The following is a 21683-nucleotide window of genomic DNA, read 5'->3' on the forward strand; positions in this document are numbered from 1 at the left end:
TTATTCCTCCAGATTGAGCTTACGGCTAGAGATCTCGTCTTGGATGTATGCGATAAAGTCATCCACTTTAAATTTACCGAGATCTTTACCTTTACGAGTACGTACTGCGATTTCGCCTGCTTCCATCTCTTGGTCACCGACAACAAGCATATACGGTACACGCTTCAAAGTGTGTTCGCGGATTTTAAAGCCAATCTTCTCATTTCTCAAGTCCGCTTTAGCTCTAATTCCACTTTTTTGTAGTTTTTGTACTACTTCCTGAACATAATCTGACTGTTTATCAGTAATGTTCATAAGAATTGCCTGTTCTGGCGCCAACCAAGTTGGGAAGAAACCAGCATATTCTTCGATAAGGATACCAATGAAACGCTCTAGTGAACCTAGAATTGCACGGTGAATCATTACCGGAACAAGACGTTCATTGTTTTCACCTACGTAAGTTGCACCTAGGCGACCTGGTAGGTTGAAGTCTAACTGAACAGTACCACACTGCCACGCACGGTCTAGACAGTCGTATAGCGTGAATTCAATCTTAGGACCGTAGAACGCACCCTCACCTTCTTGAATTTCGTATGGGATTTCCATCGATTCAAGAGATTGTTTCAATGCTTCTTCAGATTGATCCCAGATTTCGTCTGAACCTACACGTTTTTCTGGACGAGTAGACAGTTTCACTACGATGTTGTCGAAACCAAATGTTTGGTACGTATCGTACACCATCTTGATACAGTTTGTTACTTCTTCTTGAATTTGGCTCTCAGTACAGAAAATGTGAGCGTCATCCTGAGTAAAGCCACGTACACGCATAATACCGTGTAGTGCACCAGATGGTTCGTTACGGTGACATGAGCCGAACTCAGCCATACGTAGCGGTAGGTCACGGTACGATTTTAGACCTTGGTTAAAGATCTGTACGTGACCTGGACAGTTCATTGGCTTAATCGCGTATTCACGGTTTTCAGAAGAAGTTGTGAACATCGCATCAGCGTATTTGTCCCAGTGACCAGAGCGTTCCCAAAGAACGCGGTCCATCATTAGCGGACCTTTTACTTCTTGGTAACCGTACTCATCTAGCTTAGCGCGAATGAATACTTCTAGATCACGGAAGATAGACCAACCATTGTGATGCCAGAACACCATACCCGGCGCTTCTTGCTGCATGTGGAATAGGTCTAGTTGCTTACCAATCTTACGGTGGTCGCGCTTCGCCGCTTCTTCTAGGCGAGTTAGGTGCGCTTTCAGAGCTTTCTTATCGTGGAAAGCTGTACCGTAGATACGTTGAAGCATTTTGTTGTCGCTGTTACCACGCCAGTATGCGCCTGCCACATTTAATAGTGTGAAATGTTGACAGAAGCTCATGTTAGGTACGTGTGGACCACGACACATGTCGATGTATTCTTCATGGTGGTAAAGACCTGGACGATCATCACGAGATACGTTTTCGTCTAGGATTTCCACTTTGTATGGTTCTTCACGTGATTCAAACGTATCACGTGCTTCCTGCCAGCTTACTTTTTTCTTAACCACTTCGTACTTGGTTTTCGCTAGCTCTTTCATACGCTTTTCAATCTTTTCAAGATCGTCTTGCGTTAGAGACTCGTCTAGGTCGATGTCGTAGTAGAAGCCGTTGTCGATTGTTGGACCAATCGCCATTTTAGCTTGAGGGTAAAGCTGCTTAAGAGCGTGACCAAGAAGGTGAGCACAAGAGTGACGAACGATTTCTAGACCGTCCACTTCATCTTTAACTGTGATGATCTCTAGGCTTGCGTCTTCTTCAATTAGGTCACACGCATCTACGCGGTTACCATTTACACGACCAGCGATAGTTGCTTTTGCAAGACCAGGACCGATCGATTGCGCAACTTCCATAGTAGAAACTGGGTTGTCAAATTGACGCTGACTGCCGTCAGGAAGAGTAATAATAGGCATGCTATGTCCTTTACAGTGGTGTTGCACACCAAGCAACACATGTTATTCAAATTAGAAGATATTTCGAAAGTTGATGACGGTCGCTCGGTAACACGAATACCGGACCTTCATCAGAACGAGGATTGTACCTAGCTCACATTTAGAATGCAAAGAGCGATTTCAAAATGTCATCTAAACTTCATTACTACCAATTCAACACTAAGCCCAAATTGTATAATTATTACAATTGAACAGCATTCAAAACATGAAGACACTATAGTTAATTTATTGAGTAATCTCATTTTAGGCTTTCATCATGATGGATTTAAGATGGCAACCTACTCTTTTGAGTTGCGCCTTGTTTCTAAGTACCCCAGCGTTCAGCGCATCCGATTTGTATGGTCCACTGCGCTCTTATGCGCAATCTCCAATACAAGTGGTCAGTCATACTAACGTACTTCGCTCTGGGTATAGTCTTCCCTCCGGCTACGTTGAAGCATATGGCTCGGGCACCATCGCAAGTGTCTGGGCTCACACAAGCGATTATTCTCTCGATTACTATCACAACCAACTTGAGCTCGGTGGAAAATGGCAAATCAACGACCAGTGGCAATGGGAACTGAACTATCGTTGGGTCTTTGCTGCAGACAACCATTTAGATGGACTGACCGAAAGCTTTCACGACCTATTTGGTATCGGACAAAATGGGCGAGATGAAGTCGACAAGAACCGCTTTTATATGTCGATGCCCGAGTACGACATTTTAATAGAGGATTTTGAAGGTGAAACACTGGCAAACAACCTCTCAACGTATATCCAATACCAAATAATACAAAATGAACATCATGGTTTATCTGTCGGTGGTAGTCTCTACTATAACGATGTCGCTCACGGCTCCTTTAAAGGAAGCAGTTTTGAGCAAGGAGTACAAATTAACTACAGCTACCGACTCAATGCAGCCAATGTATTCTATTCCATGGCGGGGATGACGTTTCGAAATAGTGATCGAGCGCTTGTTGACTTCCCATACCGGCACAACACGGCAGCGCTTGCTGGCGGATATCGTTATGCGTTAAGCAACAATCACCACTTTATCCTTGAATATCATTGGTATCAGGGCTCCACTGAAGGTCCAAGCGAGTTTGCTGACGCATCGAATGAGTTTGTGATTGGGTATCGCTATTTGATGGAGAACTCTGCCATTGAAATCATGGCGATTGAGAATGCGAGAAACATGGATAACAGTACCGATATCGCCTTCACTTTTGGATATCGGTACCTATTCGTTCCAGAAACGGAAAGTTAGATGTTTACAGATTCAATGTCGGCGCAACTGCTGCCGCAACTTCTGAATCAGAAGCTCCAATCGGTAACGAGAAAGAACGGTATTGATCGCCTGACATACTAAATGAACGGTCGATCTCTGCTAAACAGTGGATAATCCCACCATCTAGGATAAATGAGAGTTCGATCTCTTTAGTTGACACAAAACCGTTATTACGAAATTCCAGTTCTTGATAGATACCGGAGCGTGAAGAGAACGTATTGCCACGCAAGAAGCCTTTCTCGACATCCGCTTTCACCATAGTAAAACCCGCTTGTTCGATGGCTTGGATTACACGCGAAGCAACTGGTAACGGCTTAACCTCGATGTAATCTCTATCACGCGGGTCAATCGCAAAGCCAATATCTAGCGTAGTTTCTACCCAAACATGGCATTGATTTTTCTGTGCACTCACAGCTGTGATTGGTGTTTCGTCATGAAGTTTGAGCTCGAATGGCACTTGTTTTTCTTCATTCGGTTGAATGACAAACGGTTCGACCGCTTTAAGTTGGTCTATCGTGAAAGTTTGGTAACTGATACTGTCATCCACTTCCACTTTCATTTCGGTATTGAGCTTGATGGTAATGGCATCAATTTGTTGCTCTACGTCACCACCTTTGATTTGAACATGACCGCGCAGTGTTGCCCCTTGGTACACGCTCATTTCATCTAAGATCGTATCGACTTTAGCTGAGCCGATCCCAAGCGACGCTTTGAGTTTTTTAAACATGCGATTCCTTTGTGACTGTCTATTTTCATTGTTTTGATAAGTCTCTGTTTACACAACTGCAGAAACTCCTGCAAGTAATAGACGACAAGAATGCGGACTAATTCCTTTTATCACTGCACAAAATAGGTATGTTTGTTTGCAATTTGTCCATAGATTACGCACTATTTGTATAGTCAATTAAAAGGAAATCTTTATGTCTGCGCCACTCTACATGCAAATCAAGCAATTCATCCTCGATAAAATTGACTCGGGAGAGTGGATAGTTGGGCATCGTATTGCGACAGAGATCGAGTTGACTGAGCAGTTTGGTGTAAGTCGAATGACCGTCAACAAAGCCATTCGGGACTTAGTCAACGAGGGGAAACTGCAACGTCGCCCTCGCCTTGGGACTTTTGTTTGTGATCCGGCGGAGAAGTCAGAATCGCCCCTTTTAGACATTCGCAATATTGCCGATGAAATCAGTAATCGCGGACGAGAACACCGCAGCGCAGTGTTACAACAAATCGCTATAAAAGCCGATGACGCTATTGCAACCAAGCTTGGCGTGATGTTAGGCACAACAGTATTTTATAGTGAAATCATACACTTTGAAGATAACAACCCGATTCAACTTGAATTGCGTTGGGTCAACAGCCAATATGCGCCAAATTATCTACAACAAGACTTCACTTGTAAGACGCCAAACCAATACCTATCAGACAATTGTCCACTGAGCGCCATAGAGCATACGGTCGAAGCGATTATACCGGATGGACGCGTTAAGCAAGACCTGAAAATGCAAGCCAATGAACCGTGCTTACTCCTCAATCGCCGGACTTGGAGCCAAGATAAACTGGTCAGTACAGCCCTTCTGTATCACCCTGGTAACAAGTACAAATTAAGCTCTAAGATCCTGTTATAAACTGGACGTTACTTCTTCGTTTCGATCACATTTCTGCAACATTAGTCTTGTCAGTGATGCTTTTTTCTCCTATTTATTTGTATATACATTTAAAGAATACGAATTGAAAGGAACGACAAGAATGGATCTGTTGATTGAGAACGCCCGTTTGGTCACGATGCAAGAAGGAGAACATGGTTACCTGCCTTCTCCTCCTGCCCGCGTTGGCATTCGTTCGGGAAAAATCGTTGCCATCAGTACCACAGAAAAAGGCAAAGACAGTGCACAAACCGAATCCATTCTGAATCCAGATCATTACGAACAAACGCTTGACCTTCAAAACAGGTTGTTACTGCCAGGGTTAATAGATTGCCACACCCACCTCGTATACGCGGGTAATCGAGCCAACGAATTTGAAATGCGCCTCAATGATGTGCCTTACGAAACAATCGCCAAACAAGGCGGCGGTATTCTCTCTACCGTTCATGCCACACGAACCGCGACTAAAGAACAACTTATTGAGCTCGCTTTGCCACGCCTTGACGGTTTGATTGCAAGCGGTGTCACGTCGATTGAAGTCAAATCCGGTTATGGATTAACTCTGGATGATGAAATCAAAATGCTACATGCAGCCAAAGCCTTGGAACATGAACGTAAGGTTAAGATCACAACCACCTTACTCGCAGCTCATGCGCTTCCTCCAGAATATAAAGATTGCGCTGACGACTATATTCAGCATATTTGTGACGACATTATTCCTCTTGTCGCTCAAGAAAATCTCGCCACCAGCGTCGATGTGTTTTGCGAATCGATAGGCTTTAACTTAGAGCAAACCGAACGCGTCTTTCAATCGGCTACCCAACACGGGTTAAGAGTGAAAGGCCATACTGAGCAGCTTTCTATGCTTGGCGGTACTGCTTTAACCGCTCAATACAATGGTCTGTCTGCCGATCACATCGAATACCTAGATGAACAAGGCGTAATAGCTTTAGCCAACTCTCCAACGGTTGCGACGCTGCTCCCCGGCGCGTATTACTTCCTACGTGAAACCCAATTACCACCGATTGATTTACTTAGAGAACACAAGGTTCCAATGGCGATTGCAACAGACATCAACCCAGGAACATCCCCGTTTGCCGATTTAACCTTGATGATGAACATGGCATGCACACTTTTCCGTTTAACACCACAAGAGGCATTGCGTGGTGTTACGCAAAACGCTGCAAAAGCATTGGGTTACGGAGAATCTCGTGGCGTCATTGATATTGGCTGTGACGCCGATTTCTCCATCTGGGATATCGAGCATCCAGCAGACCTCAGCTATCAAGTCGGTGCAAAACGCTTAGTAGGTCGTATAGTGAATGGTGAATACGTTTCCCACGGAGGGCATTAAAATGTCTCAATCCGATGTAAATCACCCACCCTTTCACTGGCAAGGTCGTCACGATGCCGAAGATGGAGAACAAGGAAAGCGTGTCCACCACGTGATCAAAAATATCTCCACCGAAGAACTACCACATTTAAGCGAAGGCGTTTCAATACTTGGCTTTGCTACCGACGCAGGTGTGGCGCGTAACAAAGGTCGCATTGGTGCGAAGAAGTCACCAGATTTAATCCGTCGTGCCTTAGCCAATCTTGCATGGCATCAGGACGCGCCACTTTACGATATAGGAACCGTCGTTTGTGAAGACGATTTACTAGAGTCAAGTCAGAATCTGTGCGCGAGTACTATTGCTCAAGTCCTACCCTATAGCCCTGTCGTCGTCTTGGGTGGAGGGCACGAAATTGCGTGGGCTTCATTTTCTGGATTGGCCAAATACTTCAAAACCCATCACCCAGATAAGCAGCCAAAAATCGGTATCATCAATTTCGATGCACACTTTGACTTACGCGCTTTTGAAAGCCCCATTGCAGAGGTAAAGCCAAGTTCTGGTACACCATTCAATCAGATCCATCATTTTTGTCAGCGTAACGATTGGGCATTTCATTACGCCTGCATAGGTGTCAGCCGCAGCAGCAATACTCAGGCTCTTTTTCAAAAAGCAGATCAACTCAACGTCTGGTACGTGGAGGATAATCAGCTTTGTTACATGAACCACAGCTATCATTTAACCCAGCTCCAACACTTTATCGATGACTGTGATTATCTCTATCTGACGATTGATTTGGACGTATTTCCAGCGGCAACTGCACCTGGGGTAAGCGCGCCAGCAGCGAGAGGCGTAAGCTACGACATCCTTGCACCGTTTCTCGATCGAATACTGCATTACAAGAACAAACTCATGTTGGCAGACATTGCAGAGTACAACCCCACTTATGACGTCGATAGCCAAACTGCTCGATTGGCAGCACGTCTGTGCTGGGATATTGCCAATGCCATGGCAGAGAAAGACCATAAACCCAAATAACCGAATTCAATAACACTTAACTCGAATAATGGTTAGTTCTCATGCCAAGTTATTTGAGGAGAAGTAGCCAAGCAGAGACTTGGATATAAACGTGAAACTAAAGGAGTCTTAAAATGACACAGCGCCAGGGACAAGATCCACGACTTGATACAAGCAGAACAATTCGTGCTCCACACGGTACACAACTGCGCGCCAAATCTTGGCTGACGGAAGCGCCACTTCGTATGCTGATGAACAACCTTGATCCAGATGTAGCCGAGCACCCTCACTCGCTTGTCGTCTATGGTGGCATTGGTCGAGCAGCACGAAATTGGGAATGCTTCGATAAGATTGTTGAAGTGTTAGAAAGACTCGACGATGACCAAACTTTACTCGTCCAATCAGGCAAACCTGTCGGCGTTTTTCCGACGCATAAAAACGCGCCGCGCGTGCTGATTGCGAACTCAAACTTAGTGCCACATTGGGCGAATTGGGAACACTTCAATGAGCTCGATAAAGAAGGCTTGATGATGTACGGTCAAATGACCGCAGGCAGCTGGATTTACATTGGCTCACAAGGCATTGTTCAAGGTACTTATGAAACCTTTGTGTCTGTGGCGAAAAAGCACTTTAAGGGTGATGCCAAAGGTCGCTGGATCTTAACTGGGGGCCTTGGTGGCATGGGTGGTGCTCAACCTCTTGCTGGCACCATGGCTGGCTTTTCCATGATTGCGGTCGAGTGTGACGAATCACGCATCGATTACCGCCTACGCACCGGTTATGTTGACAAAAAAGCAACGTCTTTGGATGAGGCACTAGCGATGATCAAAGAATCTGACGCACCCATTTCAGTTGGTCTACTGGGCAATGCAGCAGATATCTTCCCGGAGCTTGTAGAACGTAACATCACACCAGACGTAGTAACAGACCAAACCTCTGCGCACGATCCATTGAATGGTTACTTACCTCAAGGTTGGAGCATGTCACATGCAGCAGACATGCGTTTACAAGATGAAGCGAGCGTAGTTAAAGCAGCCAAACAGTCGATGGCGATTCAAGTGAAAGCTATGTTGGAGCTTCAAAACCGAGGCGCGGCAACGCTCGATTACGGAAATAACATCCGTCAGATGGCTTTAGAAGAAGGCATTGAGAACGCGTTTGACTTCCCTGGCTTTGTACCGGCTTACATTCGCCCGTTATTCTGTGAAGGCATCGGACCGTTCCGCTGGGCAGCATTGTCTGGAGACCCAGAGGACATCTACAAAACCGACCAAAAAGTGAAAGAGCTGATCCCGGATAACCCACATCTACATAACTGGCTAGACATGGCACGCGAACGCATTCAGTTCCAAGGTCTACCAGCACGTATCTGCTGGGTTGGTTTAAAAGATCGAGAACGTTTAGGTCAAGCCTTTAATGAAATGGTGAAAAACGGTGAGCTCAAAGCCCCTGTCGTCATTGGTCGTGACCATCTAGACTCAGGGTCTGTAGCAAGCCCGAACCGTGAAACCGAAGGCATGATGGATGGCTCAGACGCCGTTTCAGACTGGCCACTACTAAACGCATTGCTGAATACCGCAGGGGGTGCGACATGGGTATCTCTTCACCATGGTGGTGGCGTAGGTATGGGCTTCTCACAACACTCTGGCATGGTGATTTGTTGTGACGGCAGTGATGACGCGTCGGAGCGCATTGCACGTGTTCTACATAATGACCCAGCAACGGGGGTTATGCGTCACGCTGATGCAGGATACGACATCGCAAAACAATGTGCAGCTGAGCAAAAACTGGATTTGCCAATGCTCAATGAAGAACTGAAAAAGCTGAAGTAAGGATGAAAGACATGCTCAATTTAACGCTAAAGCCAGGTCATATTAGCTTAAACGAACTACGCCAAGTGAGCCGCTCACCCGTAAACCTTACTCTGGATCCAAACGCGATTCCAGCAATAGAAGAAAGCACTCAAGTGGTCGATCGAGTGATTGCAGAAGACCGGACGGTTTACGGCATTAACACCGGCTTCGGTTTGCTAGCAAATACACGCATTGCACCAGAAGATTTGGAAACACTGCAGCGCAGTATCGTGCTTTCTCATGCGGCTGGTATCGGCAAGTTCATGTCAGACGAAACCGTTCGTTTGATGATGGTATTAAAGATCAACAGCCTCGCCCGTGGCTTCTCTGGCTTACGTTTAAAAGTCATCAGCATGTTGATTGATTTGGTGAATGCTCAGGTCTACCCATGCGTCCCTCAGAAGGGCTCTGTAGGCGCATCTGGTGACTTAGCGCCATTAGCTCATATGAGTACGGTTCTTCTTGGTGAAGGTCAAGCTCGCCATAATGGCAAAGTGATTTCAGGTCTAGAAGCACTGCAAATCGCCGGTCTTGAGCCAATCACTCTTGCTCCAAAAGAAGGGTTAGCACTGCTTAATGGTACTCAAGCGTCAACAGCATTTGCACTAGAAGGTTTGTTCATTGCCGAGGACCTGTTCTCATCAGCGACGGTTTGTGGTGCGATGTCAGTAGAAGCGGCTTTAGGCAGTCGTCGTCCGTTCGACCCACGTATCCATCGTGTTCGTGGTCATCGTAGCCAAATGGATGCCGCCTTGGCGTACCGCCACCTGTTAGAGGCGACCAGCGAGATTGGTGAATCTCATACCAACTGTGAGAAGGTACAAGATCCTTATTCACTGCGTTGCCAACCTCAAGTAATGGGAGCTTGTTTGCAGCAAATTCGCAATGCAGCAGACATTCTACAAGTGGAGGCCAACTCTGTGTCGGATAACCCGCTGGTCTTTGCGGAAGATGATGACATCATCTCCGGCGGTAACTTCCATGCAGAGCCAGTCGCTATGGCGGCGGATAACCTTGCACTTGCGATTGCTGAAATTGGTAGCTTGTCTGAGCGACGCATGGCACTACTTATAGATAGCGCTCTATCTAAGCTTCCTCCCTTCTTAGTCGACAATGGCGGCGTGAACTCCGGCTTTATGATTGCTCAGGTGACGTCGGCAGCATTGGCAAGTGAAAACAAAACATTGGCTCACCCAGCTTCTGTCGATAGTTTGCCAACATCCGCAAACCAAGAAGATCACGTTTCGATGGCTACTTTTGCTGCTCGTCGTTTAAAGGAAATGGGAGAGAATACACGTGGCATTTTGGCGGTTGAATACTTGTCAGCTGCTCAGGGGCTAGATTTCCGTGCACCAAACAAATCTTCAGAGCGTATCGAAATTGCCAAGCAAATGCTGCGTGAGAAAGTGTCGTTCTACGATAAAGACCGCTACTTCGCGCCAGATATCGAGCAAGCCAATGCACTACTCAAGCTCGCTCTGCACAACGCATTAATGCCAGAAAGCTTACTACCAAGCGTGCATTAATACATAATGAGTGATGACTTTAAAGGCTCCTGCGTGGAGCCTTTATTGTATTTATATATACCCAAGTAACCTCGAGATGCTAGGTTCAGCGAGAATGACTTGGTTTGTAGACGCGGCGGCGATTTAAAGGTCTAGTGGATCTAAATCAAGAATCGCCAATAAAATATACAAGCCAAGGTCCTTACTATTTGTAAAGAGTACCCTTTGGAAGCGTGTCATTGACTCGCTTTTCTATCAAACCAATGGCTAAGTCAAACAACTTGGAAATAGATGGCTGTTACGCTGCGTTGTTTTCCTTGCTTGCTTTCGGTAAGTAGGGAATCAATGACAACGCTCTGAACCCTGCATCTTGAAATCACTTGGGTATATACTCATCGCCCGAAGCGAATGGTAAATTCCTGATTTATAGCCATACTGAATAATGTGACACAAAAGCACTCTTTTTGATGCTTAATTGCCCTGCGTTATCGTTTCATTGTTAAGATACAGTGAAGTTTTCACTGGATGGACCATTGCTACGCAGATATTCGCATATAATCCCTGACAGTTTTGGTTACTACGTAAAAATTATGTTTCTAACACCTTATTTTTCAAACACTAATCACCAATTTCAGTTCACTCGTGAGCAAGCAAGTCACTTCGCTAAACGCGTCGCTGGTGATTACAACCCTATCCATGATGAAGACAACAAACGCTTTTGTGTGCCGGGCGATTTACTTTTTGCCGTATTGCTAAGCAAAGAAGGGGTAAGCCAAAAGATGCGTTTCGATTTCTCCGGAATGGTGAACGATGGCGTAGCGCTTCATATCGAGAATAAGTGTGAAAAAGAAAGTGCCGTAGTCGATGAAGCAGGTAAAGAATACCTGCACATGTCTCGTGAAGGCGAAACTAACCTCAACCCTGAGTTCATTGAACACGTGGTGACTAACTACGTTCAATTCTCTGGCATGAACTTCCCTCACATCATGGTTCCTCTGATGGAAGAGAAACAAATGATGATCAACTGCCAACGACCATTAGTGATCTACGAAAGCATGGAAGTAGAATTCAGTCGTTTAGACCTAACTCATCCAGAAGTAGATTTCACTGGTGCGACGTTCGATGTTGAAGGTAAGCGCGGCGTAGTAACACTAAACTTTGCCTTCAAAGAAGATGGCGAAGTTGTTGGCAAAGGCATCAAGCGCATGGTTGCGAGTGGTCTTAAGCCATACGACCAAGATGCAGTGGACGATTTGGTTCAACGCTTTAACGAGCGCAAGGATGCCTTCCTAGCAAAGTTTGCTAAGGCAGCATAATCATCCCACTGCCGACAGATTTCAAAAAGAAAGCCCAGCGTATTGCTGGGCTTTCTTTCATCTGTAACTCGGTATCTTTGCGTCAAATCCAGCGACGCACTTGGTTTTTATAATCCAAATAGTCTTCGCCAAACAACTTCTCTAACGCACGTTCTTCTGGCTTTATTTGATAACGGTTCATGTAGGCCACAAACAATACACCACATAAAATGACGCTTAAGTGTTGCCACCACAAACCTATAGCGACAATAACTAATAATAACGCCACATACATTGGGTTACGCGTGTAGGCAAAAACGCCGGAATCCACCACTAGTGAAGCCGTCTCTGGTTTAACCGGATTTACGGTCGTCTTTGCTTTGCGAAATTCATAAACACCGGCAATACCGATAAAACCAGCAAGAATAATGAGCCCCGCCGTAACGAACTCGACAAACGGCACTGTAATTTTCATTTCAGGCATCGCTTCTTTTAACCCATACATCAGTAGTATCATCAAGAAAAATAGAGCGACAGGCGGCACTTTAAGCTCAAGCTTTTTCAATCTTCATATCCTTATGAAAGTAAAAACAGATTCATGTTCAGTTACATAGCACTAATGACAACAAGCCCAGTAAAACTGGGCTTGAGTAAACGTTATAACAAGGTTAGCAAAGCTTGCACTGGGTGTTTAGGTTTGATGCCTTCAAAACGCTTTACTTGGCTTCGACAGGAATACCCTGTAATTAAGCATCGGTCATTATCAAGCTTATCTAAATTTGGTTTCCAGCTTAGATCATAGATATCACGAGACATAGTTAGCTTATCCACTTCATGACCAAAAGTGCCAGCCATACCACAACAGCCTACAGGCACAGTATTCAAGATCGCACCAAAGTGAGCAAAGATTGCACCCCACTCTTTCTCAGCATTTGGCATTTTTGTTTTCTCAGTACAATGCGCAAACAAATACCAAGGTGCTTGTTCTTTGGTATCTAAAGCCTCGAACTCGCTCAGTCTTGGATGAAGCCATTCATGAGCAGTTAAAACATCAAACTGACCACGCTTACTGCCCAATACCTCAGCATACTCATCGCGATAACAAAGCACTAGCGCGGGATCAACACCCACCATTGGAATGTCTAAATCCGCAACCATCTCCAAGAACTTAGCGGTATCTTGAGCGGTGTGCTTGAACTGGCGTAAGAAACCTTTAATGTGCTGTGCTTTGCCATTTGGCTTAAATGGCAAAAGAACAGGGTTCATACCCAACTTCTTAACCAGCTTGATAAAGTCTTCCACCACCTCAGCATCGTAGTAGCTGGTAAATGGGTCTTGTACAATCAGTACATGCTGTTGTTTGTCCTCACTTGATAAACCACTCAGCACTTGAAGATCATAAGCCGTCGTTAACGTGTCTACACGATCCTTCAAAGTAGGCACAGACAGCAACGGTGCATCGACATAACCCACAGTAGATGCCGTTAAACTTTGCACCCAAGACTGCTTAAGCACTCCATTCACAAGCGTTGGTGCTTTTGCCATTAAGGGCAGCATCGACTCAATGTTCGACACCAAGTAATCTTTTGCCGGACGTTGGTAGCGCGAGTGATAGATGTTTAGGAAACGAGAGCGGAAGCTAGGCACATCAACCTTGATAGGACACTGACTCGCACACGCTTTACATGCAAGACAACCATTCATTGCTTCGTATACTTCGTGAGAGAAATCATACTCATGACGACGATTGATTGAATGACGTACACGGTCGATCACGGTTTTGATAGGCGTTTTATTTTCTAGCGTCTGCTTCTCTAAGTCGAGAATATCAATGCCTTGCTCTGTCAACTGACGTAACCATTCACGCACCAAACCTGCTCGCCCTTTTGGTGAATGGCGACGATCTGCTGTCACTTTCATCGAAGGGCACATCGGCGAGCTAGTGTCGTAGTTAAAACATAAGCCGTTCCCGTTACACTCCATTGCCTGCTTGAAGCTATCACGCACCTGAACGTCAATCTGACGGTCGAAGTAGCCACGTTTCGTATCCGTGACTTTCACAAGTTCTGCATCGCTGTTTAACGGTGTACAGATTTTGCCAGGGTTCATTTTATTGTGCGGGTCGAACGCCGCTTTCACACGTCGTAGCTCTGTAAACAGTTCCTCACCGAAGAACTCAGGTCCATATTCAGAACGAAAACCTTTTCCGTGCTCACCCCACATCAAGCCACCGTATTTGGCCACCAGCTTAACAACCTCGTCTGAGATTTCATGCATTAAGGCTTCTTGATGAGGATCGCATAAATCCAATGCAGGACGGACGTGAAGTACGCCAGCGTCTACATGACCAAACATACCGTAGTTGAGTGACTTCGCATCCAGCAGTTCACGGAACTCAACAATAAAGTCCGCTAGGTTCTCTGGCGGCACACAAGTGTCTTCCGCAAACGCTACCGGCTTAGCACGCCCTTTCGCGGCCCCCAACAGCCCCACAGCCTTTTTACGCATGTTGTATATACGCCCGATGCTCGCAACATCATTGCATACTTGATATCCAATAATACCCGCTTCTTCGGTCTCTAGCATGCTATCAAGTCTGCTCGTCAGGGAGGCCACTTGCGCGGCAACTTCCTCTTCATCTTGACCTGCGTATTCCACCATATTGATGCCAAGCATCTCTTTGTTGGGAACGTCGGTGATCAGGTCGCTGACGGTGTGCCAGACAATGTCTTGTTTGGCAAGGTTAAGCACCTTAGAGTCGACGGTTTCGACTGATAGAGCATTTGCCTCAACCATAAATGGAGCGTTACGCAATGCAGAGTCAAAACTGTTGTATTTTACGTTCACTAACGTTCGAGCTTTAGGGATACGAGTTAAGTTAAGTTTTGCCTCGGTAATGAATGCCAACGAACCCTCAGCCCCACACAATACGCGAGTAATATCAAAACGATCTTCCTGCTCATCAAACGCGTTCTTTAGGTCATAACCGGTTAGAAATCGATTTAATGGTGGAAACTTATCATTAATTTGCTGACGCTTATCACGACACACCGCTTCGGTAATGCGCATCGCGTTGTGGGCAAACTCACCTTCAATGGGCATACCATGAGACAGATCCGATTCTAAGATGGAACCGTCAGCAAACACCGCTTGCAGTGACAAAACATGATCTGACGTTTTACCGTATTTGAGAGAACCTTGACCAGATGCATCGGTATTGATCATCCCACCAATCGTTGCTCGGTTACTGGTCGATAGGTCTGGTGAAAAGAAGTAACCATAGGGGCGCACGGCATCGTTGAGTTGGTCTTTGACCACTCCCGTTTGAACACGTACCCAACCTTGCTCTTCGTTAACCTCTAACACCTTATTCATGTGACGCGATAAGTCGACCACAATGCCTTTGGTTAACGACTGTCCATTGGTACCTGTTCCGCCTCCACGTGGTGAAAACGTTATACGTTCATAAGCTTCCTTATTGCTCAACCGACCAATAAGGGAGACATCTTGAGTGTTTTTGGGGTGAACAACAGCCTGAGGAAGTTGCTGGTAGACACTGTTATCGGTGGCTACCGCAAGGCGGCTAGAATACTGGCTTTCAATATCGCCAGTGAACCCGGATTGCTCAAGTTCTTTGAGAAAACTCAGAACAAGAGGATCGACATCCGTTTGCGAGTGTAATCTTGGTAACATTTGCTTCCTGCCCCTACTGCGCTGATCCAATCAGCTGCGGGTTATGTAATTTTTAAGCACCCACGCCTCGGAACTACACCGTCAACAGCAGAAGACAGAGACATGAATGAGGTAATATTCTTTGAATTACGTCACTTTACAACATTTAAAAAGGCGTTCAAATCAGAATCTCCAAACAAGAATTAAACTTATGCTTTATTTTTTGAGGCTTGATGCCTTACATTGAAAGGGAAATAGCCCTTTAATATGAGCTTTCAGGATGAAAAAAAATAAAGTTGTAACCACTGAAGATATCCTTCTAAAACTTTGCCAGTCGGTTTCTGGCGTTCTTACTTCGGCGACTTCCTCTCAAGTTAACTACTCAGCAATGGTGCAAAAGATCAACAAAACCAGCCTCAAGCCGGATTTTGGTTGTTTTGTACTGTTTGACGGTGGGTTTACTGGATTGGTGGTCATTAACTTTACTGCTAAAGCGGCACTGGAGGTCTACACCAACTACATGCGCAACATGGGCATGCCAGAAGAGGAGTTAGCGATCTCGCACACCTCTGACGAAGTAGGTGATGTTCTTGGTGAGCTGATGAATCAGTTGGTTGGCGACTTCACCAACAAGATCCGCAAAGAGCTACAAACCAACATTACTCAAAATCAACCCAAAATGTTGGCTCTGAATAAACAGGTAATTTTGCAAGTAGACACCAACCTCGACCGACCTCAAGCGCGTCGCGTGACCTTCTCTACGGCAAATAACAACATTTTCTACTTAGAACTTGCGATGGACAAAACCGAGTTTATTCAACTTGAAGAGTTTGAGGTGGCGGAAGACGAGAGTCCAGACGACATTTTAGAAGCGACTCGCAAAAGTATGGAAGACAAGCAAGCGTCACAATCAAGTGGTTCTAAAAATGACGCAGATGATCTGTTAGACCAGTTAGGTTTATAACGTTTCATTCGCTATTAACACCGTATTAAGCCCCTTTTAATAAGGGGCTTTCTTTTTGCTCACAGTTCGCCTTTCTGGCGTTTTTTGTGCGAAAAAGGTAATATGTCCGACTTCTTAAATTTTCTGCTCTTGGTACTGTTCATCGATGGATAAACAAAAAGCTCTGAAGAAAATCGCCAAATGTTTAGAACTGGGTAATTCCGCCAACGTCAATGAGGCTGCAAACGCCATCAAAATGGCGCATCGTTTGATGCTTAAATACGGGTTGGATAAAGATGACATTGAGTTTATCAAGATGGGTAAGACGCAATCGTCACACCTGCTGCCAGCCAACATCAGTTCAACATTGCTGCGTGTGATCCGCGGTATTAACACTAAATTTGGTGTCGAGGCAGTACTTCTAAACCATAAAGGATTAAAACGAGTTGAGTTTATCGGTGAAGCAGACCGTGCGATTTTTGCTGCATTTGCATTCGATATTATCTATCGTGAAATGAACGAAAGTACTGGTCAGTTTCGTAACAGCTTTGCCGGTTCAGGCACCTCATCAATGGAAGTCACTCGTCGCGTGAACTCTTTTGTTTCAGGTTGGGTTGAAGGAGCACTTGAGAAACTACCAGTGATCTCCCCTGATGAAGAGTCCGCGAATAAGATCAATAACTACATTGATAAAGAATTTAAAAACATCGACCGAGAGACGTTCAAGAAACAACTCAAAGAAGCGATGAAAAACCTCACAGCAGATTATGAAGTTGGCCTAAAGAAGGGTCGTAAGGTCTCCGTTAATCGCGGAGTGGGCGGAGAGCAAGCGAGAAAAATGTTGGATAACCCATCGAAGTGAACCTATCACTGGTTATTCAATCGCCAACTATCAGAAAAAGCTGACGAACGTCCTACCAATCTGACGTTCACATAACAAATATCAATACCTTCTATTCCATAATTCACATCCCATTATGAGGCGCCATTGCGCCTCGGCTTATACGGAGATTTTCCTTTGAAAAAGATGTCTATTGCACTTGCGCTAGTGCTGGCTCTTACAGGCTGTCAAGCAACCCAACGCCAAAACGCAACCACAGGTGAATACGAAACAAATTCCACCACACAAGGTGCGCTTATCGGTGCGATTGCTGGCGCAGCAATCGGTCTTGCGACGGGCGACAATGCAAAAGAACGTCGTCAACATGCATTAATTGGCGCTGCAGCTGGTGGCGCAACTGGTGCTGGCATTGGTTACTACTTTGACCAACAAGAAGCAGAATTGCGTCGTGCACTACTGAATTCAGGTGTGCAAGTTGAACGCGTAGGTGAAAACAAACTGCTTCTTCGCATGGAAAACGGCATTGGCTTCTCTTCAAGCTCTTACCAATTAGACGCAAGCATCCATAACACACTACGTGGCGTGGCGCGCATTCTGGTTGAATACCCAGACACTAGCCTTGTGATCGATGGTTACACCGACAGTACTGGTAGCGATTCTTACAACCAAACGCTATCTGAGCGTCGTGCTGAATCGGTACGTCAATACCTAGTATCACAAAACGTCGCAGCAGGTCGTGCAATCGCACGTGGCTACGGTGAGCGTAACCCAATTTGCTCAAACCAAACTTCTGAAGGTCGTGCTTGCAACCGTCGTGTTGAAATCCAGATCTTGCCACTGAAGTAATTTGGTTGCACCATATCGGTAATAACTAAAATTACCGGAGCAGGTCTAGCGATAAGCGCTAGACCTGACATACCTCATGTGTTTCAAAACTTTTGCCCTTTCTCTGGTATTGATGACCAGTCTGACGGGCGCAGCATTCGCCTCCCAAAACCCAATTCAGCCTGAGGCGCAATTCGAACTAGCGCAGCAACTGGCTCTATCCCCTAATCCAACTTCACCTAATGACGCACGCTATTGGTTAGAACAATCGGCACATCAAGGGTATATTCCAGCGCAAAAGCAGTTAGCCGAAGACTACGCTAGAGGTTTAACCGGAGACGTAGATTACACCTTAGCAGTGTATTGGTTTACATCAGTGGCACTGGATGATCCAAACGATCGCGGGTTCTTGTTGGCTGATTTTGTAGAACATCATCAGCAAGAAGTATCAAACGCCGATTTGGTTGAAGCCTGGTATCAACTTTCGGCTTTAAAAAACCCGCAAGCAGAGCAAGCGTACAATCAATTTTTGGAAGCGCGGTTTAACCAATTACGAGCTAAACAAGTATCGGAAATCGTCGAGTTAGACAAAAAAGCCACCGACGAAGAAGAACAAGACCAAAAACAAGCGAAGTCCACGCAACAAGCACAAGAGTCCACACTTTGGTACTTCTTTGGCGCCCTAGGTGCTGCTTTAGTAATTGCTGGAGGCGCATTCGCAACTCGCCGACATCGTCAGAATATCAATGCAAATACCGCCCACCAAGTATCCAGAACGCTGCAGTTAGAAACTCAAACTAAAGAACTTGAATTTGCAAATAAGCAGCTTAAACGTCAACTTGAAAAGGTATTCAAAGAGTTTAGGAAGATCAAAGGTCAATCGGAAGGACACAGATTGGCTGTAGCATGTGCCATGTTCGGTTATACCCCACAGAGTATCCCAGACAGTAAAGCAGTGAAATTGCGCTACAGACAACTATCAAAGCTCTATCATCCTGATTCCAGAGGAAGTGAAGAAGAAATGAAGCGTTTAAATCAGGCGTTTAAAACCATTTCACAGAATGTTACAAAATAGTAAAACCAAGTCAAACCCCTTTAGCATGCGAGCTTTTCTGCCTCTAAAATAAAGGCTCGCAATCGATCTCCCTCTCAAACAAATTAACAGACATTTAACCTAGCTATCTTTTGTATGCCATAATACTTGGCGAAAAATAACACCTAGCGACTCAAAATTCATGTAGGTGGGGAGAAAATCAATGTTCACTGAAGAAGGCACCTGTGACTGGTGCAAAAAACCTAGCTTTGTTACTCGTCATGATTACCTAGATGGTAAATACCATCGTTCTTGCAAATCTTGCTACGACATCGCCAAAATTGATGTGCGCCTCTTTAACCAAGGTGAATTGCAAATGCGTGAACGTATGGTTCAGCGAGCAAGCTAACCACAACAAATCAATGGAACTGATTTTCAAAGGCGCCTTGTTTAAGGCGCTTTTTTGATCGTATCAGCTTACCATTTTCCATCCTGCCTTTTCGTCTCCGAGTCAAATCCTACTGTGCAACCCCTGTCTATACAGTAGAAAAACACTGTATAGACAGGAAGCGCAATGTCGATGAGTTCACATTTTCTCACACTGCCAATCTACACTCGATAATAACTTTATTTCTATAATTCAACAACTTAACAAAATCCCAAGCCATAAACATGCGACATTTATTCTAAGTCATCGATAAAAATGGGTTGATCAGACTTCGAAAACAAACTACTGTATACACATACAGCATGTATAAAGGAACAGTAAGATGCAGTTACAAAGTCAAACTCATACATACTCTCGCTACAACGTATTGGCGCAAGCAACACAACCGATGGATGTCTCTGACCAACTTCTTTCTCAGTTGGCAGTATTATCTCAGCAACAGCAGTGGATTTTGTTTACTGCTCAGTGCCCGCGTCCTGATTTTGAGCAACTTGCTGCTTCTAATATTCGCTGTCAAAACATCATTCAGATGAAGCCATCTCAGCAACTTTCTGAAGTGGAAATCGTTATTAAAGCCATCCAATCTGGCAATGCTAGCGCAGTTGTTGCTTCGAATGAGATTGCTCTTATCAATCAATCTATGCTTCGTGACATCGCTCAGCGTTATCAGTGCGAAGTCTTTTTCGTCGGAGGCCGTCCAAGCCAATACCACTAATAATATCGACGTTATCCATCCTGCATCTCGCCTCCTTTTAAGGGGGCTTTTTTATACCAAAACAAAATAAGGCAAACGTTTGCTTTTTCTCTGGCGAGTTAAAATAGTTCTGGTATGATGCCCTCATTCGGTTTATTCAGTGCGCACTGTGCGCTGAGTAAGTTCTCTTTCTGACGTTTGATTAAGATGATAGGAATGTCGCAATGAGCCTTGCTAATCAAGTACTTGCCGTCAATGACGACCTGCCAATTCGCACTCACAAGCCCGTCCACAGCGGAAAAGTTCGCTCTGTTTACTGGTTAACAGAAAAAGACAGCGCACGACTGATCAAAGAAAAAGGATACGACGTCGCCCCAGATGCGCCCTTGGCCATTATGGTAATCAGCGATCGCATCTCAGCATTCGATTGTATTTGGCACGGAGAAGGAGGACTAAAAGGCGTTCCGGGTAAAGGAGCAGCGCTGAACGCAATTTCAAATCACTGGTTTAAACTGTTTAAAGAAAACGGTCTTGCAGATAGCCATATTTTAGATATCCCCCACCCGTTTGTCTGGATTGTACAAAAAGCCAAACCAGTTAAGATTGAAGCCATCTGTCGTAAGTACATTACGGGCTCTATGTGGCGTGCTTATGCAAATGGTGAACGCAACTTCTGTGGTATTCAGCTTCCAGAAGGTCTTGAAAAAGATAAAATGTTGCCAGAGCTACTAATGACACCTTCAACCAAAGGTATCTTGAAAGGCATTCCTGACGTCCCTGAAGCTGATGACGTGAACATCACTCGCGAAAATATCGTGGACAACTTTGCAGCTTTCAACTTCTCTCATGCAGAGGACATAGCGCAGTACGAGAAGCTACTCAAAGAAGGCTTTAACGTGATCAGTCATGCACTGGGAGCCATCGACCAAACCTTTGTTGATACTAAGTTCGAGTTCGGTTACGTACACGATGCCGCAGGTAATGAAAAACTAATTTATATGGATGAAGTTGGCACACCTGATTCATCGCGAATTTGGGATACCAAAGCGTATCAAAAAGGTCAAATCGTCGAAAACTCGAAAGAAGGTTTCCGTCAATTCCTGCTAAACCACTTCCCTGACCCAGATATTTTACTTAATAAAGAGCGTATGTCAGAACGTGAAGCATTGGCTCGCAACAACGAATTGCCAGTCGAATCTTTAATGGATATCTCTCGCACTTACATTGGTATTGCAGAAAAAATTACCGGAAAGCCAATTACGTTAAGCCAAAACCCTAAAGCTGAAATCATAGAGATTTTAAGTAAAGACTATGGCTTAATTGACTAAGCTACCCATTGCCGTTT

Annotated in this window: 18 protein-coding genes; 14 read left to right on the top strand and 4 right to left on the bottom strand. The window is 45.1% G+C overall.

The window, feature by feature from the left end; genetic code table 11:
• Positions 1-1929 carry a threonine--tRNA ligase gene (thrS, locus tag NL647_RS18135; RefSeq protein ID WP_005445593.1) on the bottom strand — a complete coding sequence of 643 codons (1929 nt, stop codon included), beginning with the start codon at positions 1927-1929 and terminating at the stop codon, positions 1-3.
• Positions 1930-2224: 295 nt separating this feature from the next.
• On the opposite strand from thrS, the gene NL647_RS18140 reads away from it, so the two are divergent.
• A complete protein-coding gene (locus tag NL647_RS18140; RefSeq protein WP_038897611.1) occupies positions 2225-3214 on the top strand; it encodes a DUF3187 family protein in 990 nt (329 codons plus the stop codon).
• 4 nt (positions 3215-3218) lie between these two features.
• On the opposite strand, the gene NL647_RS18145 is transcribed toward NL647_RS18140, so the two are convergent.
• Positions 3219-3962 (bottom strand): sporulation protein, encoded by a 744-nt coding sequence (locus NL647_RS18145; protein WP_009697351.1) that lies wholly within the window; start codon positions 3960-3962, stop codon positions 3219-3221.
• A gap of 193 nt (positions 3963-4155) precedes the next feature.
• On the opposite strand from NL647_RS18145, the gene hutC reads away from it, so the two are divergent.
• The 6 genes from hutC to NL647_RS18175 all read left to right on the top strand — a co-directional run bounded on the left by hutC (position 4156) and on the right by NL647_RS18175 (position 11903).
• Positions 4156-4863 carry a histidine utilization repressor gene (gene hutC / locus NL647_RS18150; protein ID WP_005445599.1) on the top strand — a complete coding sequence of 236 codons (708 nt, stop codon included), beginning with the start codon at positions 4156-4158 and terminating at the stop codon, positions 4861-4863.
• A gap of 121 nt (positions 4864-4984) precedes the next feature.
• The gene (gene hutI, locus NL647_RS18155) at positions 4985-6235 is read left to right on the top strand and encodes an imidazolonepropionase (RefSeq protein ID WP_222326317.1); all 1251 of its coding nucleotides are present in this window, start codon (positions 4985-4987) and stop codon (positions 6233-6235) included.
• Between the two features lies 1 nt (position 6236).
• Complete coding sequence (hutG, locus tag NL647_RS18160) at positions 6237-7250, top strand: formimidoylglutamase (RefSeq protein WP_253650507.1); 1014 nt, start codon at positions 6237-6239, stop codon at positions 7248-7250.
• Positions 7251-7363: 113 nt separating this feature from the next.
• Entirely contained in the window at positions 7364-9061 is a 1698-nt protein-coding gene (gene hutU / locus NL647_RS18165; protein ID WP_009700165.1) for a urocanate hydratase, read from the top strand.
• An 11-nt stretch (positions 9062-9072) separates the two neighbouring features.
• Positions 9073-10608, top strand: coding sequence for a histidine ammonia-lyase (hutH, locus tag NL647_RS18170; RefSeq protein WP_253650508.1), 1536 nt, complete (start codon positions 9073-9075; stop codon positions 10606-10608).
• Between the two features lie 569 nt (positions 10609-11177).
• A complete protein-coding gene (locus NL647_RS18175) occupies positions 11178-11903 on the top strand; it encodes a DUF3581 domain-containing protein (RefSeq protein WP_005445610.1) in 726 nt (241 codons plus the stop codon).
• A gap of 82 nt (positions 11904-11985) precedes the next feature.
• Here the strand turns inward: NL647_RS18175 and NL647_RS18180 are convergent, their stop codons facing one another.
• Entirely contained in the window at positions 11986-12447 is a 462-nt protein-coding gene (locus NL647_RS18180; RefSeq protein WP_049535844.1) for an isoprenylcysteine carboxylmethyltransferase family protein, read from the bottom strand.
• 92 nt (positions 12448-12539) lie between these two features.
• Positions 12540-15575 carry an FAD-binding and (Fe-S)-binding domain-containing protein gene (locus NL647_RS18185; protein ID WP_253650509.1) on the bottom strand — a complete coding sequence of 1012 codons (3036 nt, stop codon included), beginning with the start codon at positions 15573-15575 and terminating at the stop codon, positions 12540-12542.
• A 259-nt stretch (positions 15576-15834) separates the two neighbouring features.
• On the opposite strand from NL647_RS18185, the gene NL647_RS18190 reads away from it, so the two are divergent.
• The 7 genes from NL647_RS18190 (at position 15835) to NL647_RS18220 (ending at position 21666) form a co-directional block, all read left to right on the top strand.
• The gene (locus tag NL647_RS18190) at positions 15835-16518 is read left to right on the top strand and encodes a DUF3334 family protein (protein WP_009697342.1); all 684 of its coding nucleotides are present in this window, start codon (positions 15835-15837) and stop codon (positions 16516-16518) included.
• Positions 16519-16663: 145 nt separating this feature from the next.
• Positions 16664-17359, top strand: a complete 696-nt coding sequence (locus tag NL647_RS18195; protein WP_005445617.1) for a DUF2786 domain-containing protein — start codon at positions 16664-16666, stop codon at positions 17357-17359.
• A gap of 156 nt (positions 17360-17515) precedes the next feature.
• Positions 17516-18184, top strand: coding sequence for an OmpA family protein (locus tag NL647_RS18200; protein ID WP_005445618.1), 669 nt, complete (start codon positions 17516-17518; stop codon positions 18182-18184).
• Positions 18185-18260: 76 nt separating this feature from the next.
• Positions 18261-19238, top strand: a complete 978-nt coding sequence (locus NL647_RS18205; protein ID WP_152163271.1) for a J domain-containing protein — start codon at positions 18261-18263, stop codon at positions 19236-19238.
• 181 nt (positions 19239-19419) lie between these two features.
• Positions 19420-19605, top strand: a complete 186-nt coding sequence (locus NL647_RS18210; RefSeq protein WP_005445621.1) for a hypothetical protein — start codon at positions 19420-19422, stop codon at positions 19603-19605.
• A gap of 361 nt (positions 19606-19966) precedes the next feature.
• Positions 19967-20359, top strand: coding sequence for a SulA-like leucine-rich domain-containing protein (locus tag NL647_RS18215; RefSeq protein ID WP_253650510.1), 393 nt, complete (start codon positions 19967-19969; stop codon positions 20357-20359).
• 203 nt (positions 20360-20562) lie between these two features.
• A complete protein-coding gene (locus NL647_RS18220; protein ID WP_253650511.1) occupies positions 20563-21666 on the top strand; it encodes a phosphoribosylaminoimidazolesuccinocarboxamide synthase in 1104 nt (367 codons plus the stop codon).
• Positions 21667-21683 lie beyond the last annotated feature (17 nt).

It is taken from the genome of Vibrio sp. Y29_XK_CS5 (assembly GCF_024181835.1).
GTDB classification, from domain to species: Bacteria; Pseudomonadota; Gammaproteobacteria; order Enterobacterales; family Vibrionaceae; genus Vibrio; species Vibrio harveyi.